Genomic DNA, 24,013 nt, shown 5'->3' on the forward strand with positions numbered 1-24,013 from the left:
CACATTAGCTTGCTCAGTTTGTGGTGATAGACGTTGCCGCCATTTATAAAATGACATGGTGCTCAGTTGATGGGTTTGGCAAAACTCAGTGATGCTCAGCCACATTAGCTTGCTCAGTTTGTGGTGATAGACGTTGCCGCCATTTATAAAATGACATGGTGCTCAGTTGATGGGTTTGGCAAAACTCAGTGATGCTCAGCTCTGATGTGTGCCATAAGTCGATTAATTGCTGCCATTGTGCAGCGTTGCGGTAAGCTCGCTTTGCCATATCACTCTCCTGTAATGATGAGTGCACAGCTTATCGCGCGATCTTAAGTGGGAATAGGACGTCCTAAAATGGACGCTTACCCCCAGCCAGCCTTAACGAGCTTAGGGTCAATCAAGTTGGCTCTGGTATCGGCTTCATTCATCGCCATAGCTATACATCCTTATTGGCTAATTTCTATTATTAACAACTTACTAGTTAAGCAATACTCTTACTTAATTCGCCTGCAAAGGCTTTTTGTAAGATTGATTTTTTTAGCTCGTTTAAGTTTGCGAGTTTTCTTTGATAAATAGACTCAAGGCAATTTATCTTTTCAATTAAAATATCAAATTGACTTACAAGATGCTCTTGCTGAGCTTTGAGCGGAACAGGAATAACGACGTTTTTTAACTCGTCCATATTAATTTTAAGTGTTCCGTGGGCAGCACTACTTAGAATGTTATCGCCAAAATTTATTCTATGACGAAGTGCAAAAACAAGATATCTAGAAACAATATTGGAGTTTGGGGTAAGTCCTTTTATATCCTGATTAAATGCACTAGGAACCATGAGCTCCGACACCTGAGCTCCATGCGCTAATCCCATACCTCGAACTAGTATCAAAATTGTCCCTTTAGGAGCGATACGAGTTGTTGACTCATCTATTGCTAATTGAGAAATATGCAGAAATGAGTTAAACAGTTGAGTCGATTTCATATCACGACCAGACATCCAAGGTATGTTACCACCCCAATAGAGATCATTTTTTTTCGATGGAGTACTACCGCTGCTAAAAGTACATAGGTCTTCTAATCGACTTACTTTTCCTTCATTAATACCTGCTGTAAATACCTGCTGCAAATAGCTTTCAAACAATTCTCGGACATTTTCAAGGTTTTGTTCTGTCTTGGCGAAAGCTTGTTCAATTTCAGCAAAGGCTTGATCGAGAATGGCAACGATACGCTTTTGTTCAGAAATAAGTGGAAGATCTATCTCTGTATTTTTAATTTTTTGTTGCGATATATTTGGCTGGGCATTTCCAACCGCTTGTGCAACCAACAGTTCTTTGTGATTAAGGAAGAAGTAGTACAAATATTCAGGTATTACTTTTTCATTTGGGTAAATCGCACATACAGCTTGATTTGTTGATGCATTACAACGAAGAATTCCAACTTCACCCGCCGTAGCACCATACATCGCAATAAGTATGGAGTTTACAGGGAATATCTTAGCAGATGACCCATCAAGCCCTGCCTGTGTAATAAAATTCTTTGTTTCTGTAATATTCTTTTGGCCGACTTCACCGCTCAACAACCAAGGTATATTACCTTCAGTGTAAAATAACTTATTATTTTTTAGTGGAGTCCCACCTGCAGCCGTTTTACAAAAGTCTGCGATTTTCATCATAGCAATTCCTGAACTTTAGCCAGAATTACTTCACTCTCTTTATCCAGAGCAATGATTTCTTCTATAATTGTTTGGGGGGAGCGAAGTGTAACTTCTTCTTCGGCATTGGGGTTCTTGACAGATAAATCCCAAGTTGTTGGCTCAAGCTTGGTTACATCCAATGACCAAGATTTATCTGAGTCTTTAAATGCAGCTTGCAGCTCGATAAACTCTTTCAGGTCGTTGTCATTAAGCGGGTTAGTTTTGCCAAGACTACGCCCTGGTTCGAGTTGGTAAAACCAAGTGTTTTGAGTTGGTTCGCCTTTGGTAAAAAACAATACGACGGTTTTAACTCCTGCACCTAAAAAGGTTTTAGCTGGGCAGTCAAGCACTGTATGTAAGTTGCAGTTTTCTAACAGCTCTTTACGTAGGGCGATGGCGGCATTGTCTGTATTACTTAAAAACGTATTTTTGATAACAATGGCGGCGCGGCCACCAGGTTTTAGGGTTTTAATAAAGTGCTGTAAAAACAAGAAGGCAGTTTCACCGGTTTTAATCGGAAAGTTTTGTTGTACTTCTGGGCGCTCTTTGCCGCCGAAAGGTGGGTTAGCTAATATGATATCGTGCTGGTTGCTAGGTTGTATGTCTGCCAAGTTTTCGCCCAAGGTATTGGTGTGTAATACGTTGGGAGCTTCGATGCCATGCAAAATCATGTTCATAATGGCGATAACATAAGCCAGTGACTTTTTCTCTTTGGCGTAGAAGGTGCTTTCTTGCAGTATTTTTAAGTCACTGGTTGAAAGTTGCTTTTTCTCGCGGCCGCCTTGGCGCAAATAATCAAAGGCTTCACATAAAAAGCCTGCAGAACCGGCTGCGCCATCGTAAATTGTTTCACCAATTTGTGGCTTTACTACGTCTATCATGGCGCGAATAAGTGGCCTTGGGGTGTAGTATTCGCCGCCATTTCGGCCAGCATTACCCATATTTTTAATTTTGGTTTCATATAGGTGAGACAGCTCGTGAGTGGCATCTTGCGAGCGGAAACTTAATTGGTCGACCTTTTCTAAAGCATCACGTAATGAGTAACCGCTCTGAATTTTATTTTTAATCTCGCCAAAAATTTCACCAATTTTATATTCAATAGTGTTAGGGCTTTCTGCGCGTTGTTTAAAGCCTTTTAGATAAGGGAATAGCTCACCGTCGACGTAATCCATTAGGTCATCACCGGTTAGGGCATTGTTGTGGTCAAAATTGCCGTCAGCGTCTTTTGGCGCAGCCCATTTACTCCAGCGATAGTCCTCATCGATGATGTATTGATATTCCTGGCCCATTAGCTGTGCTTCAAGTGATTTTGCATACTCTAAGTCATCAAGGTATTTAAGAAACAACATCCATGATGATTGCTCGGTGTAATCTAGCTCGCTAGAACAACCTGCGTCTTTATGAAAAATGTCATCGATGTTCTTAAATGTTTGTTCAAACATATGTAATTTATACCTATTGAAATATGGTACTAGCAGCAAGTTTTGACTTTGATGTTAGTGAAATATGGTTTGCCCTGACGCTTTTTAAAAGAGACTAAAAACTGGTTGGTAAGCGGTCGATTAGGCCTTGCAGTGCTTAGAAGCACGACTTAAAAATATTGGTGATCATCTTACCAACTAATTTGCAGTAAGTGATGGTTTTCGGTCAAGTTTTTGGTTTGATTATGCATACTATTTCATCGGTATATAAACATACCAGAAGAGTTTCTTGTAATTTCAGATAAAGGCTTATAAGTTAAGCTAAGACTTCCTTAGTTTTGGTGTGGTGTGACATTTTTATTTTCCCCTAGAGCGCGTGCATTTATTGATGAATCGCTTGAAAGTTATTTGCTTCGAATCGTATCGGAGAACTTTTTTGATTCTTATCAGCAGCTCAGTCTTGCTATTAGAGAAGAGCTTCATGAGCTAGACTTCGAGGCCCATGGATCTTTCCCTATCGAGCTAAAACGCCTCAATATTTATCATGCCAAGCACAATAGCCACTTTAGGATGAGGGCACTGAGTTTGCTTGAGTCCCTTCTTGGTTTACCTCCCCATGAACTGGAGAAAATAGCCCTATTTAGGTCGAACAGAGTCTTTATGGGGTCTAGCGTTGCAGTGCATCGTAATGGTATCGATATTCCTTTAAGTTTTATCCGTTATGCAAATGAGGATGATGTTGAGAGTGTGCCCGTTTGCACTGAGTGCTTAAAGGATGAGCCTTATATTCGGCAAGTTTGGCATTTAAAACCATATACTGCTTGTGCCAAGCATGAATGTGCATTGATTCATCATTGTCCTGAATGCAAAGCACCGCTCAACTACATCGAGAATGAATCGATTAGCTATTGTTCGTGTGGATTTGAGCTTTCAAAAGCAGCAGTTATTAGCGCTAAAAAATCAGATCTCATATTAGCGCGAAGCCTTATCAATGGTGATGTTACGTCTACAAATCCACTTCTTAATGAAACATCTGCAACTCACCGACTTGCGGCTCTACTTTGGTACCAAAAACGTTATGGCGGAAGTAATGACAATTCTTTTAGCGATGCAATTGAGTATTTTTATAACTGGCCTGAGAATTTTTATCAAGAACTGGATATAGTGACTCAAGGTGCTGAACTAAGGCTGATAGAGCAATTTAATCGTACTGCTTTTCGGTTTATTTTTGGTGAGTTGATTTTGCATTCACGATGTCTTTATCCAGAGGATAAAGAGCCACATTTTATCTATTATGCTTCAATGGGGTATTTGCAAAGATTGGTGGTGTTACATCCCAAATCGAAAAAGCCTAACGTGGCCGATATGCTAGTCAGCGTCGCAGAAACAGCTGTTTTACTATCAACAACCCAAGAGCAGGTTTATCGGCTTCATCAAGATGGGATATTAACTTCGGCGTTTAGACAAAAAATGAAGCAGCGGATTGACCCTCACGCAGCTGTATTTTATTTAAGGCAAGTGATCGAGTATAAAAGTAGCTTCGGCAGTGATAGACAGGGGATGTACTTATCGGCATGGTAAAGAATTTACATTTGCGAGAACTGCTAGGTATTGAAGATGTTCAAGCGCGTTCGGCAGCGTTGAGGCGTGCATTTGCTGCTTATACAGAACCGTTAGATGTGACTGGTGAGGAAAGTGCTGCCCTAATTATTTTGCTCAATCTTACCTATCCGAAAAAGTTGGTGGATGACTTATTAGATAAAAGGTTAGCCAGAAAAACTGTTAACAACCAAACCCATATTGATGTTTGCATTGACGAAGTACAATGGCTGCATACCCATAATCTCAAGTACCCAGATATTCGGGTCAGTAAACAAAGGCTCGTTGCCCACAGTCCTCAATTACATCCCAGCATATTGAGTAGCGTTAATTGCCAGCGTACTTTAGGGTGGTCTCATGACAGTGCTAAAGTCAATTTTACCAAACTGTTTGTTTGTCATTTTATTTGGCAAGGTAAAGTAACTTGCCTTGCAACGTTAATGTGTGAAGCACCAAAACACTGGAAAGAGGCTTTTCAAGAACTTGGCATGCCTGTTAAACAGTTTATGAATATTTGCGGTAGGGTGAAGCATTTTTTACCTGAGCAGTTAAGCCCAGATAAAGTCGATAAATACTCCGTACAGGTTCGAATGCCATACCGTGATGGATATATAGCGGTTACCCCCGTTGTAAGCCATGCACTTCAGTCTGAACTCCAGCAAGCAGCAATCAAAAAACAGGGCCGATATACTGGTCTTGAGTTTATTCGTTCCGCGGCAGTCAGTGAGCTAGTCGCATCTCTTGGCGGTAATGTTAAAGCTCTGAATTATCCCCCTCGTATTAATAAAAAAACTCACGGATTAGGCGATAATTTACTGGCTAGGGTTTTATCTGGTCAGGATGTATTGAATCAAAATGTATTGTCACAGCCTCGATTTGTGAGGGTATTGGATGAACTGTTATCGAGTGAATCAGCGTTGGCGTTAAAGCAACGCAGGCAACAAAAAGTCGCTAACCTTAGACAGATAAGAGCGATGTTATCTGAGTGGCTTGCGCCAATGTTGGAATGGCGATTAGAGGTTAAAGAGGGGCCGATTCTTCTTAGCGAGCTTGAGCCTATTAATGGCTCATTAGAGTATCAGTTTTTAACGTTTGAGAATGAGCTATTACCTGAATTGCTAGCGAATCTATTCGGCAGATTAAATTCGGTGATGTCGCATTCTACAATGATAAGTCAGTATGCATTTCACCAGAGACTGATGCCCCTTCTTCGAAATAGCTTGAAATGGTTGTTAACTCATTTGGCTTATAAAGAACCTTTGCTACAAAAAGATGCTGAGGATGAGCATTTCCAGCGATATTTACATTTGAAAGGTATTCGGGTGTTTGATGCCCAAGCTTTATCTAATCCCTATTGTGTTGGCATTCCATCTCTCACAGCTGTTTGGGGAATGATGCATAACTACCAGCGGCGATTAAATGAAGGATTGGGTACTCAGCTTAGATTGACCTCCTTTTCGTGGTTTATTCGTCAGTACTCATCTGTCTCGGGCAAAAAACTGCCTGAGTTCGGCATGCAAGGAGCGAAAGAGAATCAATTTAGGCGAGCTGGAATAATTGATAATCGACATTGTGATTTAGTGTTTGATCTTGTCATTCACATTGATGGTTATGAAGACGATTTAGCTATCTTAGATAATCAAACTGAAATGTTGAAAGCAAGTTTTCCGGCGAACTTTGCCGGTGGAGTAATGCATCCTCCCGAGTTAGATGCTGTTGATGCGTGGTGCCAGCTTTATCAATCTGAAGCTGAACTTTTCTCAACATTGAAAAGACTGCCTATGTCAGGAAAATGGATTATGCCGACTAGATATTCAATGGGTAATATTAGTGATCTTCTGTTTTTGTTGGATAAAAATTCATCGCTGTGTCCCACTATGTTTGGCTATTTACCATTGACTGAACCCGTTAGCCGAGTCGGTAGCCTAGAGCCTTTGCATTGCTATGCTGAACCAGCGCTTGGCGTAGTTGAGTGTGCATCGGCAATTGAGATAAGGTTACAGGGGCAAATAAACTATTTTAAGAGAGCGTTTTGGATGTTAGAGGCAAAAGAGCATTCAATGCTGATGAAACGGATTTAAGGAAGGTTTATGGAGCTATGCAATGTTTTAAAGTATGACCGATCCCTCTACCCAAGTAAGGCGGTATTTTTCTATAAAACGGCCGATTCTGATTTTGTTCCTCTTGAAGCTGAAATCACTCGTATACGTGGTCAAAAAGCTGGATTCACTGAAGCATTTACTCCTCAATTTAAATCGAAAAACTTAGCACCCCAGGACCTTACACACTGTAATCCTCTAACGATTGAAGAGTGTTATGTTCCGCCAAATGTAGATCACATCTATTGCCGCTTCTCGCTAAGAGTACAAGCTAACTCGCTCAAACCCTCTGGCTGCAGCGATCCTGAAGTTTCTAGTTTGCTTGAAAAATTGTCCGCAGCATTTAAGGAGTGCGACGGTTACCAAGAGCTGGCGACCCGTTTTTGTAAAAATCTGCTGTTAGGAACTTGGCTCTGGCGTAATCAAAACTCTGGTCACACTCAAATAGATATTAAAACCAGTACGGGAAAGTGTTATCAAATCAGTAATACGAGGCAGTTAGCTTGGAATATTTGGTCTGATGAAGCCCGGACTGTTCTTGATGAATTAAGTAAAGAGGTGCACTTAGCTTTGACTGATCCGAATGTATTTTGGAACGCTGATATTACGGCAAAAATTGAGACTGTCTTTTGCCAAGAGATCTACCCAAGCCAAACCTTTGGTGAAAAGTCCGCAGAAGGTGAAACTTCAAAACAGTTTACTAAGGTTAAATGTGCTGATGGTCGTTATGCGGTGAGTTTTAATTCGGTCAAGATAGGTGCGGCTATTCAATCAATTGATAATTGGTGGGATCAGGACGATGTTAAACGATTACGAGTACATGAGTACGGTGCAGACAAAGAGCTGGGTATTGCACGACGCTCACCTGAATCTGCACTGAGTTTTTATACCTTATTTGTAAATACAGAGCTGTATTTAGCTGAACTCAAGCAACAGGCAACAGAGCCAGGGCATTCAATTCATCCTAATATTTACTATCTTTTTGCTGTCCTGATAAAGGGTGGCATGTTCCAGAAGAAAGCCGAAACGAAGAAGGCATAATATGCAGCGCTACTATTTTATGGTGCGTTTCTTACCACAAGAAGCAAACTTGGCCCTGCTAATGGGGCGTTGTATCTCAGTAATGCATGGGTACATCTGCAAACATGAAATTAAAGGTCTTGGGGTGACGTTTCCTGCTTGGTCGGACGCCTCTATCGGTAATTTCATTGCTTTTGTTCATTCTGATGAAATTGTATTGAGTGAGCTGAAGCAGCAATCCTATTTTCAAGATATGAAAGAATGTGGCTTTTTTAGTCTTGGTAACGTTGACGTTGTACCTAATGATTGTGCTGAAGTGATGTTCAAACGTAATCAGGCAATTGCAAAGATTTTTGTTGGTGAGGCCCGCAGACGCTTAAAACGTTTGGAAAAACGAGCATTAGCTCGAGGTGAGACATTTAATCCTATAAAAAATACTCAGCCTAGAGAGTTTAGCGCTTTCCATCGTATAGCAATGAGCAGCGGTAGTAATAAGCAAGATTACCTTCTCCATATTCAGAAAATGGTAGCAAAGGAGCAAACTGAACCATTGTTTAGTAGCTATGGGTTTGCTAGCAATTTACAACAAAATGGAACAGTACCGGAGCTATCTCGTCTTGTAGATAAGATTTGACCTTTTGGTTTCGTGGTTACTGTAACGTTTTAATTTTAAAACTAATTATCTGTTTGAGAAATTATATGGTTATTTCCTTGATTTTGGCTCTAGTAATTGATTTTATATAGGTTTATTTTATAAGTGCATAGTGACCTGCCGAATAGGCAGCTGAAAATTTATCAGAGAGTCCGAGGTGGATGATCTAAGTGTGACCTGCCGAATAGGCAGCTGAAAATAAAAACAATCGTTTCGACGTTTATGTTAATACAGCAAACTGCCGGATAGGCAGTAAAAGCCTCTTCTTACCCTATGTAGGAAGAGGCTTTTTATTGGCAATGCCCCAATTGTCTGTGGATAATAGTTTGAGTGGAAATGTGCCTTTTTAAGCTATTTATAGCCATTAAAAAGCTAAAATTTGAGGAAAATTACTACCAACCAGACGGTAGAAGTGACAATAAATATTGATCAATCTCTAGTAAGCTTTGGTCGGATAGGCGACACCTGTTACCAAGTGCCGCCCTCCTAAGAACCATACGTGCAACTTTCACTGCATACGGCTCAAGCCATGAGTAACGACTCTCCTTTTTCAATCTCCTTTGCGCCAAGTAATCTTGGTATTGAGGATCAAATGGTGTCGCTTCGCTCCTGATTTTCACATGTCTTTTGATAGGCTTTTTAGCTATTTGTAGTGGCTGCCACCATTTAATACAAAGCAGCATGAGGCCAAGTTTTCACGCATTAAAACAATTTATGGATTAAAATAATCCCCTCTAAACCTCATTCATCAGAATTAACATTCTTCATAAGTTTTACAGACTCTAATTGATCTAGCTGAACATTTTCAAATCTAGTTAATTTTTCAAATAGAAATTTAATATCATTAGCTTGAGCCTCAATCATCTTAGAGTTTTTAGAAGCATTTAAATGGGCTCTAAACTTACGAGAAATAGAGCGTTCATCCTCTAGCTTGGTTTTAAGATCCTCATTTTCATCGAATGTTGCATCTAAATACTCAAGCGCTTCTTCTGCCTCGCTAATTTTAGCTTCATTTTTTTCATTTAACTTCTGCAACTCTATATGAAGTTTCTTTTTGGCCTGTTCGCGTATCTTTTTTGTTTTATCTTTTAATAAAGCTTCACTAGCTTCAATTTCTTCTTCAATAATTTCTCGAAAGTAAACAGTTAGAGGTGTAATTTTACGAGGATTCCCCCAAAAATATCGCCAAACTGTACCAGCTTGACCTGATGGTGCTTCTTCAGCCAAATATATTTCATCAAGACTTTCTCGCACGCCATCAAGATAATCCACAGCTTCAGACATGGTCATTTCAGTATTCAACCCACTGAACTTACTCATAACAAATCCTTCTCAGTTTGCGCGCAAAAACCTACTTTTAGAGGAAGAATTATATCTAATTTGCAGTCAAAACAACATGTTTTCCTCTTCCTCTGTGTAGGAGGAAATCAAACACATGAAAGCCAGCTATCATGCGGCTTTCACTGTCTCACCTTTAATAGTACATCTTGGTAATATCTTGGTCGCAAAGAAGGAATGGGTGAATAGACACCGATAGAGTAGTCACTCTGTATCATTACTAAAATTTGGTCAACTGGGCTGTGCCAGAAGGATCATTCATCTGAACTCGTAACAAGTTTTGGGGCAATTTCGATTTAGAAATGGCAGCGCAACTATGCGATCGCTGCCATTTTAGTATCAAACTTATTGCTCCCCCACAGTTACAGTTGAACAATTCACAGATAGAGAGTCATTAAAGACCGCTAAGAAATTTGCGCAATATCTAGATTTAAGAAGATAGGTCGCTAGTAACGAATGCTGGATACTCAGTTAAGCAACTTTTCAATGCCCATTTTGATTCACTGGTGGCTAGATTAGCAATACAACCAATACTGTTTAGAGCAATTGTCAGTTTGCAAAGGCTTAATAGTCATTTGTAGTAAAGTTACATTTTCACTTAAGTTATTTTGTGGCTGCTCCTATTTGTCAGACTATGGGTATATTTCATGTCAATGTATGGTTACATGATTTAGCTAAGTAATTGTTTCTTGGTATACTGCTATGTCATAGTTTGGTTTCAGCGACACTTTCAGTGACAACGGCTAGCCCATGCCGATATTTCAGTTTTATGGGCTATTTTCTTTTTTATACCCACTTGTGATTTTTTATATGAAACTCATTCCTCTGCTAAAACAGCCGCGTATTCACTGACTATTCTAATGTGAAACTTCTCATAACATTATGTTTCGTATTAACTATTTTGTTTATAAAGAGGATTTGCAATGCGGAACAAGCATTGGTCAAAAGTTCAGTTATTGCACGAGGTGGTCACCAATCCCAATATCATAGTCAAAGGTCAGCATAGCTATTACAGTGATTGCTGGGATGCTGGCTTTGAGGGAGCAGCGGTGAGATATCTTCATGGCGATGAAGTGAGCCGTGAGTGGGAACCTAAGTGGTCTATCGATAAACTTTATATCGGTAATTATGTGTGTATCGCTGCCGAAGTTGTGATCTTAATGGGCGGAAATCATACGCATAGAGCAGATTGGTTTTGTTTATACCCCTTTATGGATTTCATCGAGGATGCCTACGTAGGCAAAGGTGATACTCATATTGGTGATGGGGCTTGGTTAGGCATGAGATGTATGTTGATGCCAGGTGTGACGATAGGTGAAGGTGCGGTTGTTGCCGCAAATAGTGTTGTCACCCAAAATATCGAACCCTACAGTATTGTGGCGGGATCACCCGCGAAATTAATCAAGTATCGGTTTGATAAAGACGTTATTACTGAGTTACTGGTGTTAAAAATCTACGATTGGCCTGCCGAAAAGTTTGAAAGCTTAAAGCGGTATTTGTGTTCGGCGGATTTTGACGCGCTCAGCAAAGCGATCACTCTCTATGACCAATCTGTACATCAAAATAAATAGCCGTTAGTCCCAAAGTGAAAGGTCGCGCTCAGTCGAGGCCTTTCACTTATTCTGCCTTAAATCTGCTTTTGGGCGCTTTCGCTAAGTCGACCAGTTCTTCGATGATCACTCGTAGCTTGGGTTGGAGGTAAGGAGTTTTAAGCCAAATTAAGTGGATGGGTGTATCGTCACTGGCGAGTTCGTCCAGTACCGAGATAAGTTCACCAGTTTTAAGATAGTCCTCAACCAACCATATAGGCACTTGCGCTAAACCCACTCCCGCCAGTGTGGCCGCTAAAATGGCTTCGCAATCAGCGATTTCGTGGCGTACTGGAATGTCATAAGCCTCGATGCTCCCATCCTCATTTTTAAGTAACCAGCGATGTTGCTGCCCAAGCGGCCAGCCGACAATGCATTGGTGCTGGCTGAGATCTTCTTTGTCTTGTGGCGTGCCAAGTCGAGCGAAATAGGCGGGAGACGCGCAGATCACTCGGCGTTGTTCCCCTAATCTGCGGGCGACTAAATCCACAGTGTCGCTGAGTTGTCCGACACGCACCGCCAAATCAATGCCGTCACTGAACAAGTCAGTCGCTCTATCGTTGAAGGTAATGGATAACTCGAGCTTGGGATATTTTTGCGATAGTGATAATAGGGTTGGCAGTATATATCGCCGCCCAAACGTCACAGGTAAATCCACTCGCACTCGACCTGAGGGAATTTGCTGTTCGCTGCCGAGTCGGCTCTGTGCATTGTCTAGGATTGCCATGGCATTTTGGCAATCTGTGAGATACGAATCGCCATCATTGGTTAAGCTTACACGCCTTGTGGTGCGGTGCAGTAGTTTAGTGCCTAAGCGGGTTTCTAATCGCACTATGCTTTTACTGAGCGCCGAACCTGTCATGCCTAACGCCTGCGCCGCTAAGGTAAAACTGCCGAGCTGGGCAACAGTGACGAAATGGCGTATCTCAACAAATTGATTATTTATCACGGCAATTAATTCCTTGAAGGACTCAGTGATGGTCATTTTAGTGACTTAATCATGGAAAGTGAATCGCGTAAGCTACTACCACAGTATGAAAATGAGCGTTAACGTACAAGCGAACGTCATTTTGTAATTGATTAAAAAGGTTTTTCTATACAATCAACCTTAACCCCCTATTGAGTGAGCTAACTATGAAATCGTCAAATAATCTGCAAGGTAAAGTGGCTTTTGTACAAGGTGGCAGTCGTGGTATCGGTGCTGCCATTGTTAAAAGATTGGCGAGTGACGGCGCAGCGGTTGCCTTTACCTATGTGTCATCTGAGGCCCAATCACAATTGCTAGTTGACGAAGTTATCACCCATGGTGGTCAAGCCATTGCCATTAAGGCCGACAGCACAGAGCCGGAGGCGATCCGTCGTGCCATCCGCGAGACCAAAGCGCATTTCGGTGGCTTAGATATTGTGGTTAATAATGCGGGCACGTTGATTTGGGATAGCATTGAAAATCTGACGCTAGAAGACTGGGAACGAACTGTTAACACTAATGTGCGCAGTGTGTTTGTGGCCAGTCAAGAAGCTGCGCTGCACATGAATGATGGCGGCCGCATCATCAATATCGGTAGCACGAACGCTGAGCGTATTCCGTTTGTAGGTGGTGCGATTTACGGCATGAGTAAATCGGCATTAGTCGGTTTAGCCAAAGGACTCGCGCGGGATTTAGGCCCACGTGCAATTACGGTGAACAACATTCAACCAGGCCCTGTGGATACCGATATGAACCCTGATAACGGCGATTCATCTGAGCCCGTTAAAGCGATGGGCGCCCTAGGGCGTTTTGGTAAAGCCGAAGAGATCGCAAGCTTTGTCGCCTTTATCGCGGGTCCAGAAGCGGGCTATATCACTGGTGCGAGTTTGATGATTGATGGTGGGTTTTCTGCATAAGCTTTGTCTGTATTTATCTTTTAGGCAAAAAGTTTGATTCCAGTCATTAATAAGCCTGCACAAGAGTCACTCTGGCGGGCTTTGCTTAAGTTGTGGCTAGTTATGCAGAATCAATATGTTAGAGCATAAAAACTCCTTGGGTATGATGGTAAGAACTTAGGTCGTTGTTACTCAAATTATCCGTCAGCAAAGCGCGATTTTATTGAAATGGTGGACTATGTCTTGAGTCAGGCAAGGCAAAATAATTTGCTTGTTGATGAACTATTGTTACAATCCGCCGGTCTTATCTTCAGCTATCTGTTGAAAGACACTCATTTTTTATCTTTATTATCAAAGAATAAGACGAAGGGAAATCCAAATTTCTAAGTTATCGACTAAGCAAACAGGCAACCTATGGGGTGTGATGGTGTTTACCATCCTGACCTTGTTCTGTTTGACTCAAAATAGTGGAATACTTAACTTGTTGCTCAAGGAGTCGAGCGCGCAAGCGATGTCGGTTACGTCTTTTTCTGGTGCTGGTTTTAGCGCCAACTCAGTTTTAAACTCAAGTTCAGCTTCAAACAATATGGCTAGCCACGCCGATGCTCAAGCGGCAGGTACTGAGCTGGTCAAAAGTGAACCTAAAAAATGTGAATTGTCTGAAAAATCGATCCGAACCTGTATCGACACTCCGAGTACCATCCCATTTCTTATCCTGCTGTTCCTACTGCCGTTACTTCCCCGCGCCTCCCGCGTGATAACACTGTTACCCATACAAGGTTATCAAGCTAAACCTAGGCGAATACATCTCACACATTGTCGCTTTCAAGAATAAAAACTTATTTATCAATTTGATAGGTGGGTTTGTTTAGGCATGCTTTCTCTCAGTCAATATTTGACTTTTCTCGCCAGTTTGCCGGTAGAAAAGAAAGTTAAGCGGCTGCAGAACATCCGATTTTACACATCACACCTCCCTATCTGACTTTTTGAACTTAAGCCTTCTATCACGCTGATGTTTCTTAAGCCGTTACGATATTGGTAACCAGAACATAGCGTTAGCCAATATTTATATGGCCTAGAAGCAAGGTAAGCATGCACGCAGCATCACAGAGTCTTGTTTAACTTAGCTTGGTCTAACAGCGCTTAAGTATTGCAATGGCAAATGCTGACGATATATCGAAGAGATTAATATGCAATTGAATAACAAACAGTTAATGCATATTTTGGGGACAAAATGAGTACATTAAAATCCATGTTAACCAGATTCTGGATACTCGCCTTGATAGTGACGAGTCCGTCGCTAATGGCCGCATCGACGGGGTGGTTGGTTAATGATAATCACCCGCCAGCCAAAGTACGTTTTATGCTAACGGGGGAGGTTGATCCTGCAACGAATACTTTGCCTGCTGTGCTTGAAGTACAACTTGAGGGCGATTGGAAAACCTATTGGCGCAGTCCTGGGGAAGGCGGTATCGCGCCGACGATAAAATGGGATGGCTCACACAATCTACAGCAAGTGGATTGGAGATGGCCAGCGCCAGAGGAATTCTCATTATTGGGGTTACAAACCTTTGGTTATAAAGGTAATACCACCTTTCCCTTAACCCTAAAAGTTGATGATATCGCTGCGCCAACTCAGCTGCGCGGCAAAGTGACCTTGTCGACCTGTACCACCATCTGTGTACTGACGGATTATCAGATTAGTCTCGACTTCACGCCTAATGCGCTGCAAGCGGATACCGATGCTATGTTGGCTTACAACAAGGCCGTGTCGCTTGTGCCACAAAAAGTGTTGACCCAAGAGGGCCAGAATCCTGCCATGACAATGGGTTGGGATGCCGCCAAAGGTCAACTTGAAGTCAGACTCAATGATGCCAACTGGCAGCAACCCACTGTGATTATCGATGGTGAGCCAGATACCACATTCAAGCTAGTGAGCTTAAAACCAAACGAAAGTGATGCTAACGGCAAGCAATTGGTCGGTATTTTCACCGGTCAAAGTTGGCTGGGTGAGCCTGAAGTTTTGGGTAAATCGCTGAACATGACTGTCGCCGATAGCGAGCGAGCGTTGGAATACAGCGCCGAAGTTAAGCCTGTGGTGATTACCCAAGCAAGTACCTCGATATTTGGCATGATTTTGTTAGCGCTTATCGGTGGTTTGATCTTAAACGTCATGCCCTGCGTGTTACCCGTTCTCGGCATGAAGCTCAGTTCAGTGGTTGCAGCACCTGATCTTAAGCGTAATCAAATCCGTCAACAGTTCATCGCATCAGCGCTGGGGATATTGGCCTCATTTTGGTTACTGGCTGGCTTTATCTTAATGCTTAAGCTCACGGGTCAAGCGATTGGTTGGGGCGTGCAGTTCCAAAATCCTTGGTTTATCGGCTTTATGGCGCTGGTGACCACAGTTTTTGCCTTCAATATGTTAGGTGTGTTTGAGATCAACTTACCCTCTAACGTGCAAACCAAGTTGGCGACAACGGGCGGCAATAATAACAGCGGCCATTTTTTACAGGGCATGTTCGCCACGCTGCTGGCGACACCGTGCAGTGCACCATTTTTGGGGACTGCGGTCGCTTTCGCCTTGGGCGCCGATGTACTGAGCCTGTTTGCCATCTTTACCGCGTTGGCCGTGGGTATGGCGTTCCCTTGGTTAATCGTGGCGGCATTCCCGCAAGTAGCGGGTTATTTCCCTAAACCTGGCCGCTGGATGAACACAGTTAAAGTGTTTTTCTCCGGCATGTTGCTCATCACCAGTTTGTGGCTCATTAGCCTGTTGGCCAGCTTTATTGATGTGCTCTACCTGTGGCCGTTAGCGGGTGTCATTACACTGATATTTATGGTGTTTATGGCTAAAAAGTATGGCGCGATTGCCATCGTGAGCTGCTTAGGTATCGGCATTTTACTGTCGGCGGTTATTGCATTTATGACGGCGAACCAGTGGGCTAAACCTTTACCTGTGGATCTTGCTTGGACGCCATTGGATCAAGCATTGATTAATCAGCAGGTTGCCCAAGGCAAAACTGTGTTTGTTGATGTGACTGCCGATTGGTGCATTACCTGTAAGGCCAATAAAGTTGGCGTGATCTTGCAAGATCCTGTTTATAGCCTGTTGCAACAGTCGCATATTTTGCCGATGAAGGGCGATTGGACTACGCCTTCTGAGCCCATTACTCACTACCTGCAAAGCCATAATCGTTTTGGAGTGCCATTCAACGTGGTTTACGGCCCGGGTGCGCCGCAAGGGATTGAGTTACCGGAAATTCTATCGACTGACCTTGTGCTTGCTGCGATTGAGCAGGCCTCTGCGTCCCCTGAAAAGTCATCCGTAGCGGCAGGGAAATAACGCTAACGACTAGCCGTTCACTCGGCAATATCACTAGCCAATCTCGTACGGTAGCTCGCCGAGTGACACTCAACAAATACTCAGGTCAGGAAGCCCCTGACCTGAAACAATGGAAATCGATTATGAAACAGACAATTGAAGCAAAAAACATCACTGAATCAATGCAGAATACTCAAGTCATCGGAGGCACTAAGATGTCGAAATTTAGCTCTTTATTCAAACATCGCAAGTTGCAGATGTTTGCTGTCTCGGGTGTCGCCATGGCAATGCTGGTGGTTTCCTTGCCTTCGGTGAGCACCATGGCCTATGCCAAGGACAGCAGTTTATCGGCGGCGCAGCAGCAAGAGGTGCGAGCGATTCTTAAAGATGCCTTGATCAATGATCCTGACCTAATGAGAGAAGCAATTATTGCGTGGCAAGCAAGGGAGCAAGAGGGTGCAAATACAGCCATGCAAACCAGTCTTGTGACTCATCATAAAGCCATGTATGAGACCAAAAGCGATCCGTGGAAGGGCGCTGCGACACCTGAGATTGAGATGGTGTACTTCACCGATTTTAACTGCCCATACTGCAAGAAAATCGAGCCTTCGCTGAACCAGCTGATTGAAGAATTTCCGCAGTTAAAAATCATAGTAAAAATGGTACCGCTGCAGGGCGAAGGCTCCAAAATGGCGGTCGATTTTGCCCAAACGGTTTGGTTAAACGAGCCTGAAAAGTATCTCAAGGTGAAGGATATGTTGATGTCGAGCCCGCGTGGACTCGATGCCGCCGCCATCGCTAAGGTCGCTAAACTGACGGCAACCGAGCGTTGGGTTGGCAACACAGATGAGCGCGTGGCTAAAATGGTCGATGACAATGTTAATTTAATGAATGAGTTAGGCATAGGTGGCACTCCAAGTATGATAGTGGCCGATACGCTTATTCCCGGATTAGTGCCTTACGAAGTGTTAAAAGAGCAGCTTGAAGCCGCGATTGCCGCTAAAGATAAGACGCAGAAGAGCAGTTAAGATGCCGCCAAAGGAAACTGAAAATATGAGCGCCGAACAGGTTTCGACATCTTTACCTAAACGCATATTGGGCTGGATTAAGCAGCTGGCACTTTGGCTGCTCATTGCTCTTATCGTGACCAGCGTGATGGACATCTGGCGCGGCAAAGATATCCCGAGGGATAATTTGCCGCAGCTCCAAGGGACGACGTTGGCTGGGGAAGCGCTTGATATTGCCAAGTTAAGCCAAGATCAGGCGGTATTAGTGTACTTCTGGGGCACTTGGTGCCCTGTGTGTAATTTTGTCAGTCCGGCAGTCAATCAAATGTCGGCCTATTACCCCGTGGTGACGGTTGCCATGAATTCGGGGGAGGATGAGAAACTGAGAAAATATCTTCAGCATCAAGGCTATGGCTTTGACACTATTAACGATAGTGACAGCAAGATTGCCCGTGATTGGTCATTGCAGGCGACGCCAACCATTATGATCTTTAAAGAGGGTGAGTTAAAACACTACACGACTGGCTTTACTAGCCTACCCGGTATGTGGTGGCGAATGATGTTCACTTAGAAGTGATGCTTCAGGGGCTGTTTTAGGAGAGAAAAAAAGCGCTAATCTTGGTTAGCGCTTTTTATTATCAACTTATTTCAGGACTAGGCAACTAGCTGAAAGCTTAGGGTTTACTTCACTAAGGTGAGCAGTGGCGCCTGACTCACAACTTGAAAGTCGAGCGCCATAGTCACACTGAGCGCCGTAATAGTGATGATTGAAAAACCAAACACTTGGCGAGCCCAGTGTTGCATGTCGACGCCGTGGCGATAACCTTTTAATGCCATGGCAAGCCACCACAGGCTGGTTGCGCAGGTGACCGCCATAAAGGCGATACCTGTGTAACCCGCGAGTGGCAACAGTGCACTGACTAAGGCGAACACGGCAATATAAAGCACGATATGCAGTTTTGCTTTGGTCATGCCTTCTGCAACGGGCAGCACAGGAATATTAGCGGCCGCATAGTCATTAAAACGGAAAATCGCGATGGCGTAAGAATGTGGCATCTGCCATAGACTGAACATCAACAGCAAAATAGCTGCGCCCATGTCCATTTGCCCTGTCACGCTGCAATAGCCCACCACGGGCGGTACTGCGCCCGAGAAGCTGCCAACTAAAGTGCCGTACACTGAGTTACGTTTCATGTAGAGGCTATAAACCCCCACATAAACGATGTAACCAATAACGGCAAATAGCAGGGCTAATGCATTGGTAAACAAGGCTAAGATGCTAAAGCCTAACACACCTAAGGCGAGTCCAAACGCGAGTACGTTACCCACGGCAATTTCGCCCGTGACGGTTACGCGTTTGCAGGTTCGCTGCATCTTGGCGTCGATATCACGGTCAATACAGTTATTGACAGCGCAGCCCGAGGCTACAACCAAGGACAATCCTACTAAGCTCGCCAGCATCAAGACCAAATTTACGTCGCCTTTGGCGGCTAATAAAAAACCGCCAGCAACGGAAATCAGATTCCCGAAAATGATGCCAGGCTTAGTAACCTGCACATACCCTTTGAAGCGTGCTTTCCATTGCGGTGACATAAATCTGTCTTGTGTTTGCATAGACTGTTTCTCGTTACATCATCAAAGCGTTGGCTTCGAGTATGATCCACACCGACAGGCCGACGACCATGACAATAATCAGGGCGGTAAACAGGAAGGAGAAGGTATTCACTTTGCCTTCTTTCGAGAAATCTAAGTGCAAGAAGTACTTAAGATGTACCACTATCTGCACTATCGCCATCACTAGCACTAAGCTAAGGGTGGTCGCTTTCTCGAAGTGATGGGTCATTACGGCCCAAAATGGAATGGCGGTTAATACCACTGACAGCACAAAGCCCATTAGATATGACTTAATGCTCGCGGCCAGATCGTCAGTGCCATGGCTAGGCTTATCAGTATGACTATGTGCGCGCATTACAGTGCTCCCAATAAATACACGACCGTGAATACACAAATCCACACTATGTCGAGGAAATGCCAGAACAGGCTTAAGCAGCTCAGGCGGGTGATGCTGCGATGACCTAAACCGGTTTTCGCCACTTCAATCATCATGATCGCCATCCAAATCAGACCTGCGGTCACGTGCAAGCCGTGCATACCGACAAGGGTGAAGAAGGACGACAGGAAAGCGCTACGCTGTGGGCCATTGCCGTGTTCAATCAGGTGATGGAACTCATAGACTTCCATCCCGATAAACACACAACCGAGGGCGAAGGTGACGAGTAACCAAGCCAAGGTCGCGGCTTTGTTATGGCGTTTAGCAAAAATCAGCGCCATGCCATAGGTAATACTACTAACGAGCAGGGTGGCAGTTTCGATCAGCACAAAGTCCAATTCGAAAATGTCTTTACCCGAAACGCCACCGTCCGTGTTCATGTAGAGCACAGCATAGGTTGCGAAAACCGAGGCAAACAAAATGCAGTCGGTCATCAGGTAAATCCAAAAACCAAACAGAGTGTTGCCACTCGTATCATGGTGTTCGTGATGATCTTCTGCGTGAGCTACTTCTAAATCTGCTGGGATTGCAATACTCATATCAGCCCCTTACTACATTGTTTAAGTGGGCATTTTCAATGCGAGCCACTTCATCGGGTTGCACGTAATAGTCGACGTCATTGTTATAGGCACGGAATAAGAACACGATAAACGCGCCCACTAAGCCCACAATGGCTAACCAGAGAATGTGCCAAATAGCGGCAAAACCCGCGGCAGTGATCCCCAGCGCCATTAAGATACCGCTTGAGGTATTTTTCGGCATATGGATTGGCTGATAGTGTTTGAGGCCTTGATAAGCCAAGCCTTTTTCTTTCGCATCGGTAAAGGCATCGATATCAGCAACCTGTGGCAGCTTAGCGAAGTTATAGAACTGGGGTGGAGAAGCGGTTGACCACTCTAAAGTATGGCCATTCCATGGATCGCCCGTAGTATCGCGGTTTTGGTCGCGGTCACGGATACTTACGTACAGTTGGATAAACTGCAGAATGATACCGACCATGATGATGCAAGCACCCACTGCGGCTAAGTAGATCCACAGGTTCCATGCTGGGTTATCCGTATGACTAATTCGGCGCGTCATACCCATAAAGCCTAATACGTACAGCGGCATAAAGGCCACGTAGAAACCGATTTGCCAGCACCAGAATGACGCTTTACCTAAACGTTCATTCAAGTGGAAACCTGTCGCTTTCGGGAACCAGTAAGCAAAGCCAGCTAAGTAACCAAATACCGCACCACCAATAATAGTGTTATGGAAATGCGCGATTAAAAACAAACTGTTATGTAGAACGTAATCGGCTCCCGGTAAGGCTAATAGCACACCTGTCATACCGCCTATGGTGAAAGTCACCATAAAGCCTAGCGTCCACAACACAGGTACAGTTAACCTTAGGCGGCCACGGTAGATAGTGAACAACCAGTTAAACAGTTTCACCCCGGTTGGAACCGCAATCACCATAGTCATCACCCCGAAGAAGGCGTTGACGTTGGCACTTGAGCCCATAGTGAAGAAGTGGTGTAACCAAACGATGAAACCTAAAATTGAAATCGCACCGCTCGCCCACACCATAGAGGTGTAACCGAACAAACGCTTAGCCGTAAAGGTTGAGATCACCTCGGAGAAAATACCAAAAGCAGGCAAAATCAGGATGTAAACTTCAGGATGTCCCCACGCCCAAAATAGGTTGATATACATCATGGCGTTACCGCCACCGTCATTGGTGAAAAAGTGGAAATCCATGTAACGGTCGAGCGTTAACATGGCTAGCACGGCGGTTAAGATTGGGAACGACGCGACGATCAAAATGTTCGCCCAAGTACAAGTCCAAGTGAAGATTGGCATTTGCATCAGCTTCATGCCGGGGGCGCGCATCTTAAGTACGGTGGCGATAAAGTTCACCCCGGTTAAGGTTGTCCCTATGCCTGAAATTTGCAGTGCCCAGATATAGTAATCGACTCCAACCCCCGGACTGTAAGCCAGTTCTGATAGGGGGGGATACGCCACCCAACCTGTTTTAGCAAATTCACCTAAACCCAATGAAATATTGATCAGCACAGCGCCAGAGGCGGTCAGCCAGAAACTGAGGTTATTCAAGAAGGGGAAGGCAACGTCGCGGGCGCCAATCTGCAGCGGCACCACTAAGTTCATTAGACCTATCATAAATGGCATCGCCATAAAGATAATCATGATCACGCCGTGGGCGGTGAAGATCTGGTCGTAATGTTCTGGCGGCAGATAACCTGCGGCGCCGTTGGTGGCGAGTGCTTGCTGGGTACGCATCATAATGGCATCGGAGAAGCCACGAATGAGCATCACCAAAGCCAACACTATGTACATGATACCGAGGCGTTTATGGTCAACTGAGGTTAACCAATTATTCCAGAGTACACTCCATTTTTTGTGTTTAGTGATCAAGGCAGCGATATACAAACCTACCACTGCGACGACCGCTAGGGTCACCATGATGATGGGCTCGTGATACGGAATCGCATCTAAGCTTAATTTACCGAGAAATGACATGATTACTCCGCCTCCACTTTGTGAGTGGATGAGTGCTCTAATGATGAAGGTTCTGTGGATGAGTCTTGTGTTAATGACGGTACAGAAGGTGCTGAGCTATCCATGTCGGCCATGTTCTGTGTATTTTCCATCGCGTGCTCACCTGCCATATGTGCCATGTCGTGCATACCTTTCATGTCTGCCATGTCAGATGTGTGCTCAGTGCCCATGTGTTCCATGCCTGCGTGCATGTCCATTCCTTCGTGACCTTTCATGCCCTCATGTGAGTCCATGTGCATGTATTGCATCACGATTTGGTCAAACATCCCTTTGCTTACTGAGCCAAAGTATTCAACTGGATTGTATTCACTCGGTTTAGCCAGTGTGGCATAGGCCGCTGAGTTCAATGTCTTGCCCTGTTGTTTTAACTTGGCAACCCATGCCTCGAAGTCGGCAGGTGTCTGAGTGGCAATCGCTTTAAACTTCATGCCCGCAAATCCGGCGCCGCTGTAGTTAGCCGAGATACCGTCGAAGGTGCCGGGCTCGTTAGCGATCAAATGTAACTTAGTGGTCATGCCCGCCATAGAGTAAATCTGGCTGCCTAACTGAGGGATGAAGAAGGAGTTCATCGCAGTGTCAGAGGTGATCTTAAAGTTCACCGGCACATTGGCTGGGAACGCCAACTCATTGACCGATGCCACGCCTTGTTCTGGATAAATGAATAACCATTTCCAGTCCAGCGACACCACTTCAACCGTGACGGGTTTAGCTTCGTGATCTAAAGGTTTGTATGGATTAAGATCATGGGTCGAACCCCAAGTGATCACACCTAGCACTATCACGATCACAATCGGTACTATCCACACTACGGTTTCAATCGCCGTTGAGTGTGCCCATTTAGGCGCATAGATTTCCTGATCACGGCCATCGCGGTATTTCCACGCGAAGTACAATGTCATGGCAATCACAGGGATAACGACAATGAGCATGAGTAGGGTGGCGACGATAATCAGGTGTTTTTCATCGATACCGATTTGGCCCTTAGGGTCCAATACACCGCCATCACAACCCGCGAGCATGAGTGCTAGTGCCGCGATTGCTGCTTTACTTAATTTTCGAATTAACAAAGGAAGATTCCTCTAACCCTAAGGTTTACAACTCTGCCAAGCGTTAACCGGCAGTCGCACTAAGCGGCGTTATCTGAGCGCAAATCCTGAAACCCAAGAGGCATGACACAATAATGTGCCGCCATCCCGAGGCAAATCTAAGATCCGCTTTCAGCGCTTAATGCTTAATTTGAATTTAAAAACAGAGGGTTAAAATGGCGGAGCGCGACAACCGTGGGCGGTATGTTCGAGGGATTTTAGCCTTGGGGGTGCTAAAAAAAGTGAAGCGTTAGTTAAATCGAGATGATTGAAAAATTTGAAGCAGCAGTCGATTAAATGCCATAACTGCAGAATAACGAGGGGATTGAGTAATAACAGGCTGAGCAAACTAGCGCCGATAAACTCGACCAAAAAGCCATTGCTGAGGCTGATGAGTTCACTAATATCAACACAACCGCCGATTAATACGTATAAAACGTCAGCTACAGGCAGCACAAACAATAACCCGAAAAACAGGGTTAGGTTTGTCATGCTAAAGGTTGAAAGCCGAATAGTTAGGTTCAATCTTTCAACAATGAATTGGCTAAGAGCTAATTTCAATTAATGAGTCCGGCTGAACGGGAAAAGGAGTCAGTTGGCAGAACAAAAAATATTCAGCATGTAACTTTTTTATGCGGCAGGAGGATACCAAGAAGCGGCTATTGAATGAAAGCGGATCCCCGTAGTAAAAGGGCTTAAGTATTAAAAAAACCTTAATTAAAACTAAATGCGAT

At 44.1% G+C, this 24,013-nt stretch carries 22 protein-coding genes; 10 read left to right on the forward strand and 12 right to left on the reverse strand.

Annotated elements, in window-relative coordinates:
- The 4 genes from tnpA (L5M11_RS23995) to L5M11_RS13675 all read right to left on the reverse strand — a co-directional run.
- A partial coding sequence (gene tnpA / locus L5M11_RS23995; protein WP_411569289.1) for an IS66 family insertion sequence element accessory protein TnpA occupies positions 1-105 on the reverse strand: 105 nt, incomplete at its 3' end.
- A complete protein-coding gene (gene tnpA, locus L5M11_RS13665; protein WP_263192457.1) occupies positions 86-268 on the reverse strand; it encodes an IS66 family insertion sequence element accessory protein TnpA in 183 nt (60 codons plus the stop codon). The genes tnpA (L5M11_RS23995) and tnpA (L5M11_RS13665), both read right to left, overlap by 20 nt.
- A 195-nt stretch (positions 269-463) precedes the next feature.
- Positions 464-1,651, reverse strand: a complete 1,188-nt coding sequence (locus L5M11_RS13670) for a restriction endonuclease subunit S (protein WP_263192458.1) — start codon at positions 1,649-1,651, stop codon at positions 464-466.
- The gene (locus L5M11_RS13675) at positions 1,648-3,114 is read right to left on the reverse strand and encodes a type I restriction-modification system subunit M (protein WP_263192459.1); all 1,467 of its coding nucleotides are present in this window, start codon (positions 3,112-3,114) and stop codon (positions 1,648-1,650) included. The genes L5M11_RS13670 and L5M11_RS13675 overlap by 4 nt, the downstream gene beginning before the upstream one ends.
- Positions 3,115-3,441: 327 nt before the next feature.
- Between L5M11_RS13675 and L5M11_RS13680 the strand changes: the two genes are divergently transcribed.
- From L5M11_RS13680 to cas6f, 4 genes are read left to right on the forward strand one after another with little or no spacing between them, the layout of a single operon-like run.
- Positions 3,442-4,674, forward strand: coding sequence for a TniQ family protein (locus L5M11_RS13680; protein ID WP_263192461.1), 1,233 nt, complete (start codon positions 3,442-3,444; stop codon positions 4,672-4,674).
- Positions 4,668-6,773 (forward strand): type I-F CRISPR-associated protein Csy2, encoded by a 2,106-nt coding sequence (locus L5M11_RS13685; RefSeq protein ID WP_263192462.1) that lies wholly within the window; start codon positions 4,668-4,670, stop codon positions 6,771-6,773. Before L5M11_RS13680 ends, L5M11_RS13685 begins: the two co-directional genes overlap by 7 nt.
- Positions 6,774-6,782: 9 nt before the next feature.
- Complete coding sequence (gene csy3, locus L5M11_RS13690; RefSeq protein ID WP_263192464.1) at positions 6,783-7,832, forward strand: type I-F CRISPR-associated protein Csy3; 1,050 nt, start codon at positions 6,783-6,785, stop codon at positions 7,830-7,832.
- A gap of 1 nt (position 7,833) precedes the next feature.
- Positions 7,834-8,445, forward strand: coding sequence for a type I-F CRISPR-associated endoribonuclease Cas6/Csy4 (cas6f, locus tag L5M11_RS13695; protein ID WP_263192466.1), 612 nt, complete (start codon positions 7,834-7,836; stop codon positions 8,443-8,445).
- Between the two features lie 759 nt (positions 8,446-9,204).
- Here the strand turns inward: cas6f and L5M11_RS13700 are convergent.
- Complete coding sequence (locus L5M11_RS13700) at positions 9,205-9,783, reverse strand: hypothetical protein (RefSeq protein ID WP_263192467.1); 579 nt, start codon at positions 9,781-9,783, stop codon at positions 9,205-9,207.
- A gap of 941 nt (positions 9,784-10,724) precedes the next feature.
- On the opposite strand from L5M11_RS13700, the gene L5M11_RS13705 reads away from it, so the two are divergent.
- Entirely contained in the window at positions 10,725-11,372 is a 648-nt protein-coding gene (locus L5M11_RS13705; protein ID WP_263182189.1) for a CatB-related O-acetyltransferase, read from the forward strand.
- Between the two features lie 46 nt (positions 11,373-11,418).
- Here the strand turns inward: L5M11_RS13705 and L5M11_RS13710 are convergent, their stop codons facing one another.
- Positions 11,419-12,339: a LysR family transcriptional regulator gene (locus L5M11_RS13710; RefSeq protein ID WP_263192468.1), complete on the reverse strand. Its 921-nt coding sequence runs from the start codon at positions 12,337-12,339 to the stop codon at positions 11,419-11,421.
- A gap of 185 nt (positions 12,340-12,524) precedes the next feature.
- Between L5M11_RS13710 and L5M11_RS13715 the strand changes: the two genes are divergently transcribed.
- From L5M11_RS13715 to L5M11_RS13735, 5 genes are all read left to right on the forward strand, one after another.
- A complete protein-coding gene (locus L5M11_RS13715) occupies positions 12,525-13,274 on the forward strand; it encodes a 3-oxoacyl-ACP reductase family protein (protein WP_012588862.1) in 750 nt (249 codons plus the stop codon).
- A 403-nt stretch (positions 13,275-13,677) separates the two neighbouring features.
- A complete protein-coding gene (locus L5M11_RS13720; RefSeq protein ID WP_263192471.1) occupies positions 13,678-14,088 on the forward strand; it encodes a hypothetical protein in 411 nt (136 codons plus the stop codon).
- Positions 14,089-14,487: 399 nt separating this feature from the next.
- Positions 14,488-16,599, forward strand: coding sequence for a protein-disulfide reductase DsbD family protein (locus L5M11_RS13725; RefSeq protein WP_263192474.1), 2,112 nt, complete (start codon positions 14,488-14,490; stop codon positions 16,597-16,599).
- Between the two features lie 122 nt (positions 16,600-16,721).
- Positions 16,722-17,606: a thioredoxin domain-containing protein gene (locus L5M11_RS13730; protein ID WP_263192475.1), complete on the forward strand. Its 885-nt coding sequence runs from the start codon at positions 16,722-16,724 to the stop codon at positions 17,604-17,606.
- A gap of 25 nt (positions 17,607-17,631) precedes the next feature.
- Complete coding sequence (locus L5M11_RS13735; RefSeq protein ID WP_219254368.1) at positions 17,632-18,156, forward strand: protein disulfide oxidoreductase; 525 nt, start codon at positions 17,632-17,634, stop codon at positions 18,154-18,156.
- Between the two features lie 110 nt (positions 18,157-18,266).
- Here L5M11_RS13735 and cyoE read toward each other — a convergent pair whose 3' ends face one another.
- The 6 genes from cyoE to L5M11_RS13765 form a co-directional block, all read right to left on the reverse strand.
- Entirely contained in the window at positions 18,267-19,199 is a 933-nt protein-coding gene (cyoE, locus tag L5M11_RS13740) for a heme o synthase (RefSeq protein WP_263192477.1), read from the reverse strand.
- 13 nt (positions 19,200-19,212) lie between these two features.
- Positions 19,213-19,554, reverse strand: a complete 342-nt coding sequence (gene cyoD, locus L5M11_RS13745) for a cytochrome o ubiquinol oxidase subunit IV (RefSeq protein ID WP_263192480.1) — start codon at positions 19,552-19,554, stop codon at positions 19,213-19,215.
- Positions 19,554-20,174: a cytochrome o ubiquinol oxidase subunit III gene (cyoC, locus tag L5M11_RS13750; protein ID WP_263192482.1), complete on the reverse strand. Its 621-nt coding sequence runs from the start codon at positions 20,172-20,174 to the stop codon at positions 19,554-19,556. The genes cyoD and cyoC overlap by 1 nt, the downstream gene beginning before the upstream one ends.
- A gap of 1 nt (position 20,175) precedes the next feature.
- On the reverse strand, positions 20,176-22,155 hold the full coding sequence (cyoB, locus tag L5M11_RS13755) for a cytochrome o ubiquinol oxidase subunit I (protein WP_173248333.1): 1,980 nt from the start codon (positions 22,153-22,155) through the stop codon (positions 20,176-20,178).
- 2 nt (positions 22,156-22,157) lie between these two features.
- Entirely contained in the window at positions 22,158-23,261 is a 1,104-nt protein-coding gene (cyoA, locus tag L5M11_RS13760; RefSeq protein ID WP_263192485.1) for a ubiquinol oxidase subunit II, read from the reverse strand.
- A 189-nt stretch (positions 23,262-23,450) separates the two neighbouring features.
- Positions 23,451-23,840 carry a hypothetical protein gene (locus L5M11_RS13765; RefSeq protein ID WP_168826289.1) on the reverse strand — a complete coding sequence of 130 codons (390 nt, stop codon included), beginning with the start codon at positions 23,838-23,840 and terminating at the stop codon, positions 23,451-23,453.
- Positions 23,841-24,013: the final 173 nt, after the last annotated feature.

Source organism: Shewanella sp. SM87 (assembly GCF_025653705.1).
In the GTDB taxonomy this organism is placed as follows: domain Bacteria; phylum Pseudomonadota; class Gammaproteobacteria; order Enterobacterales; family Shewanellaceae; genus Shewanella; species Shewanella oncorhynchi.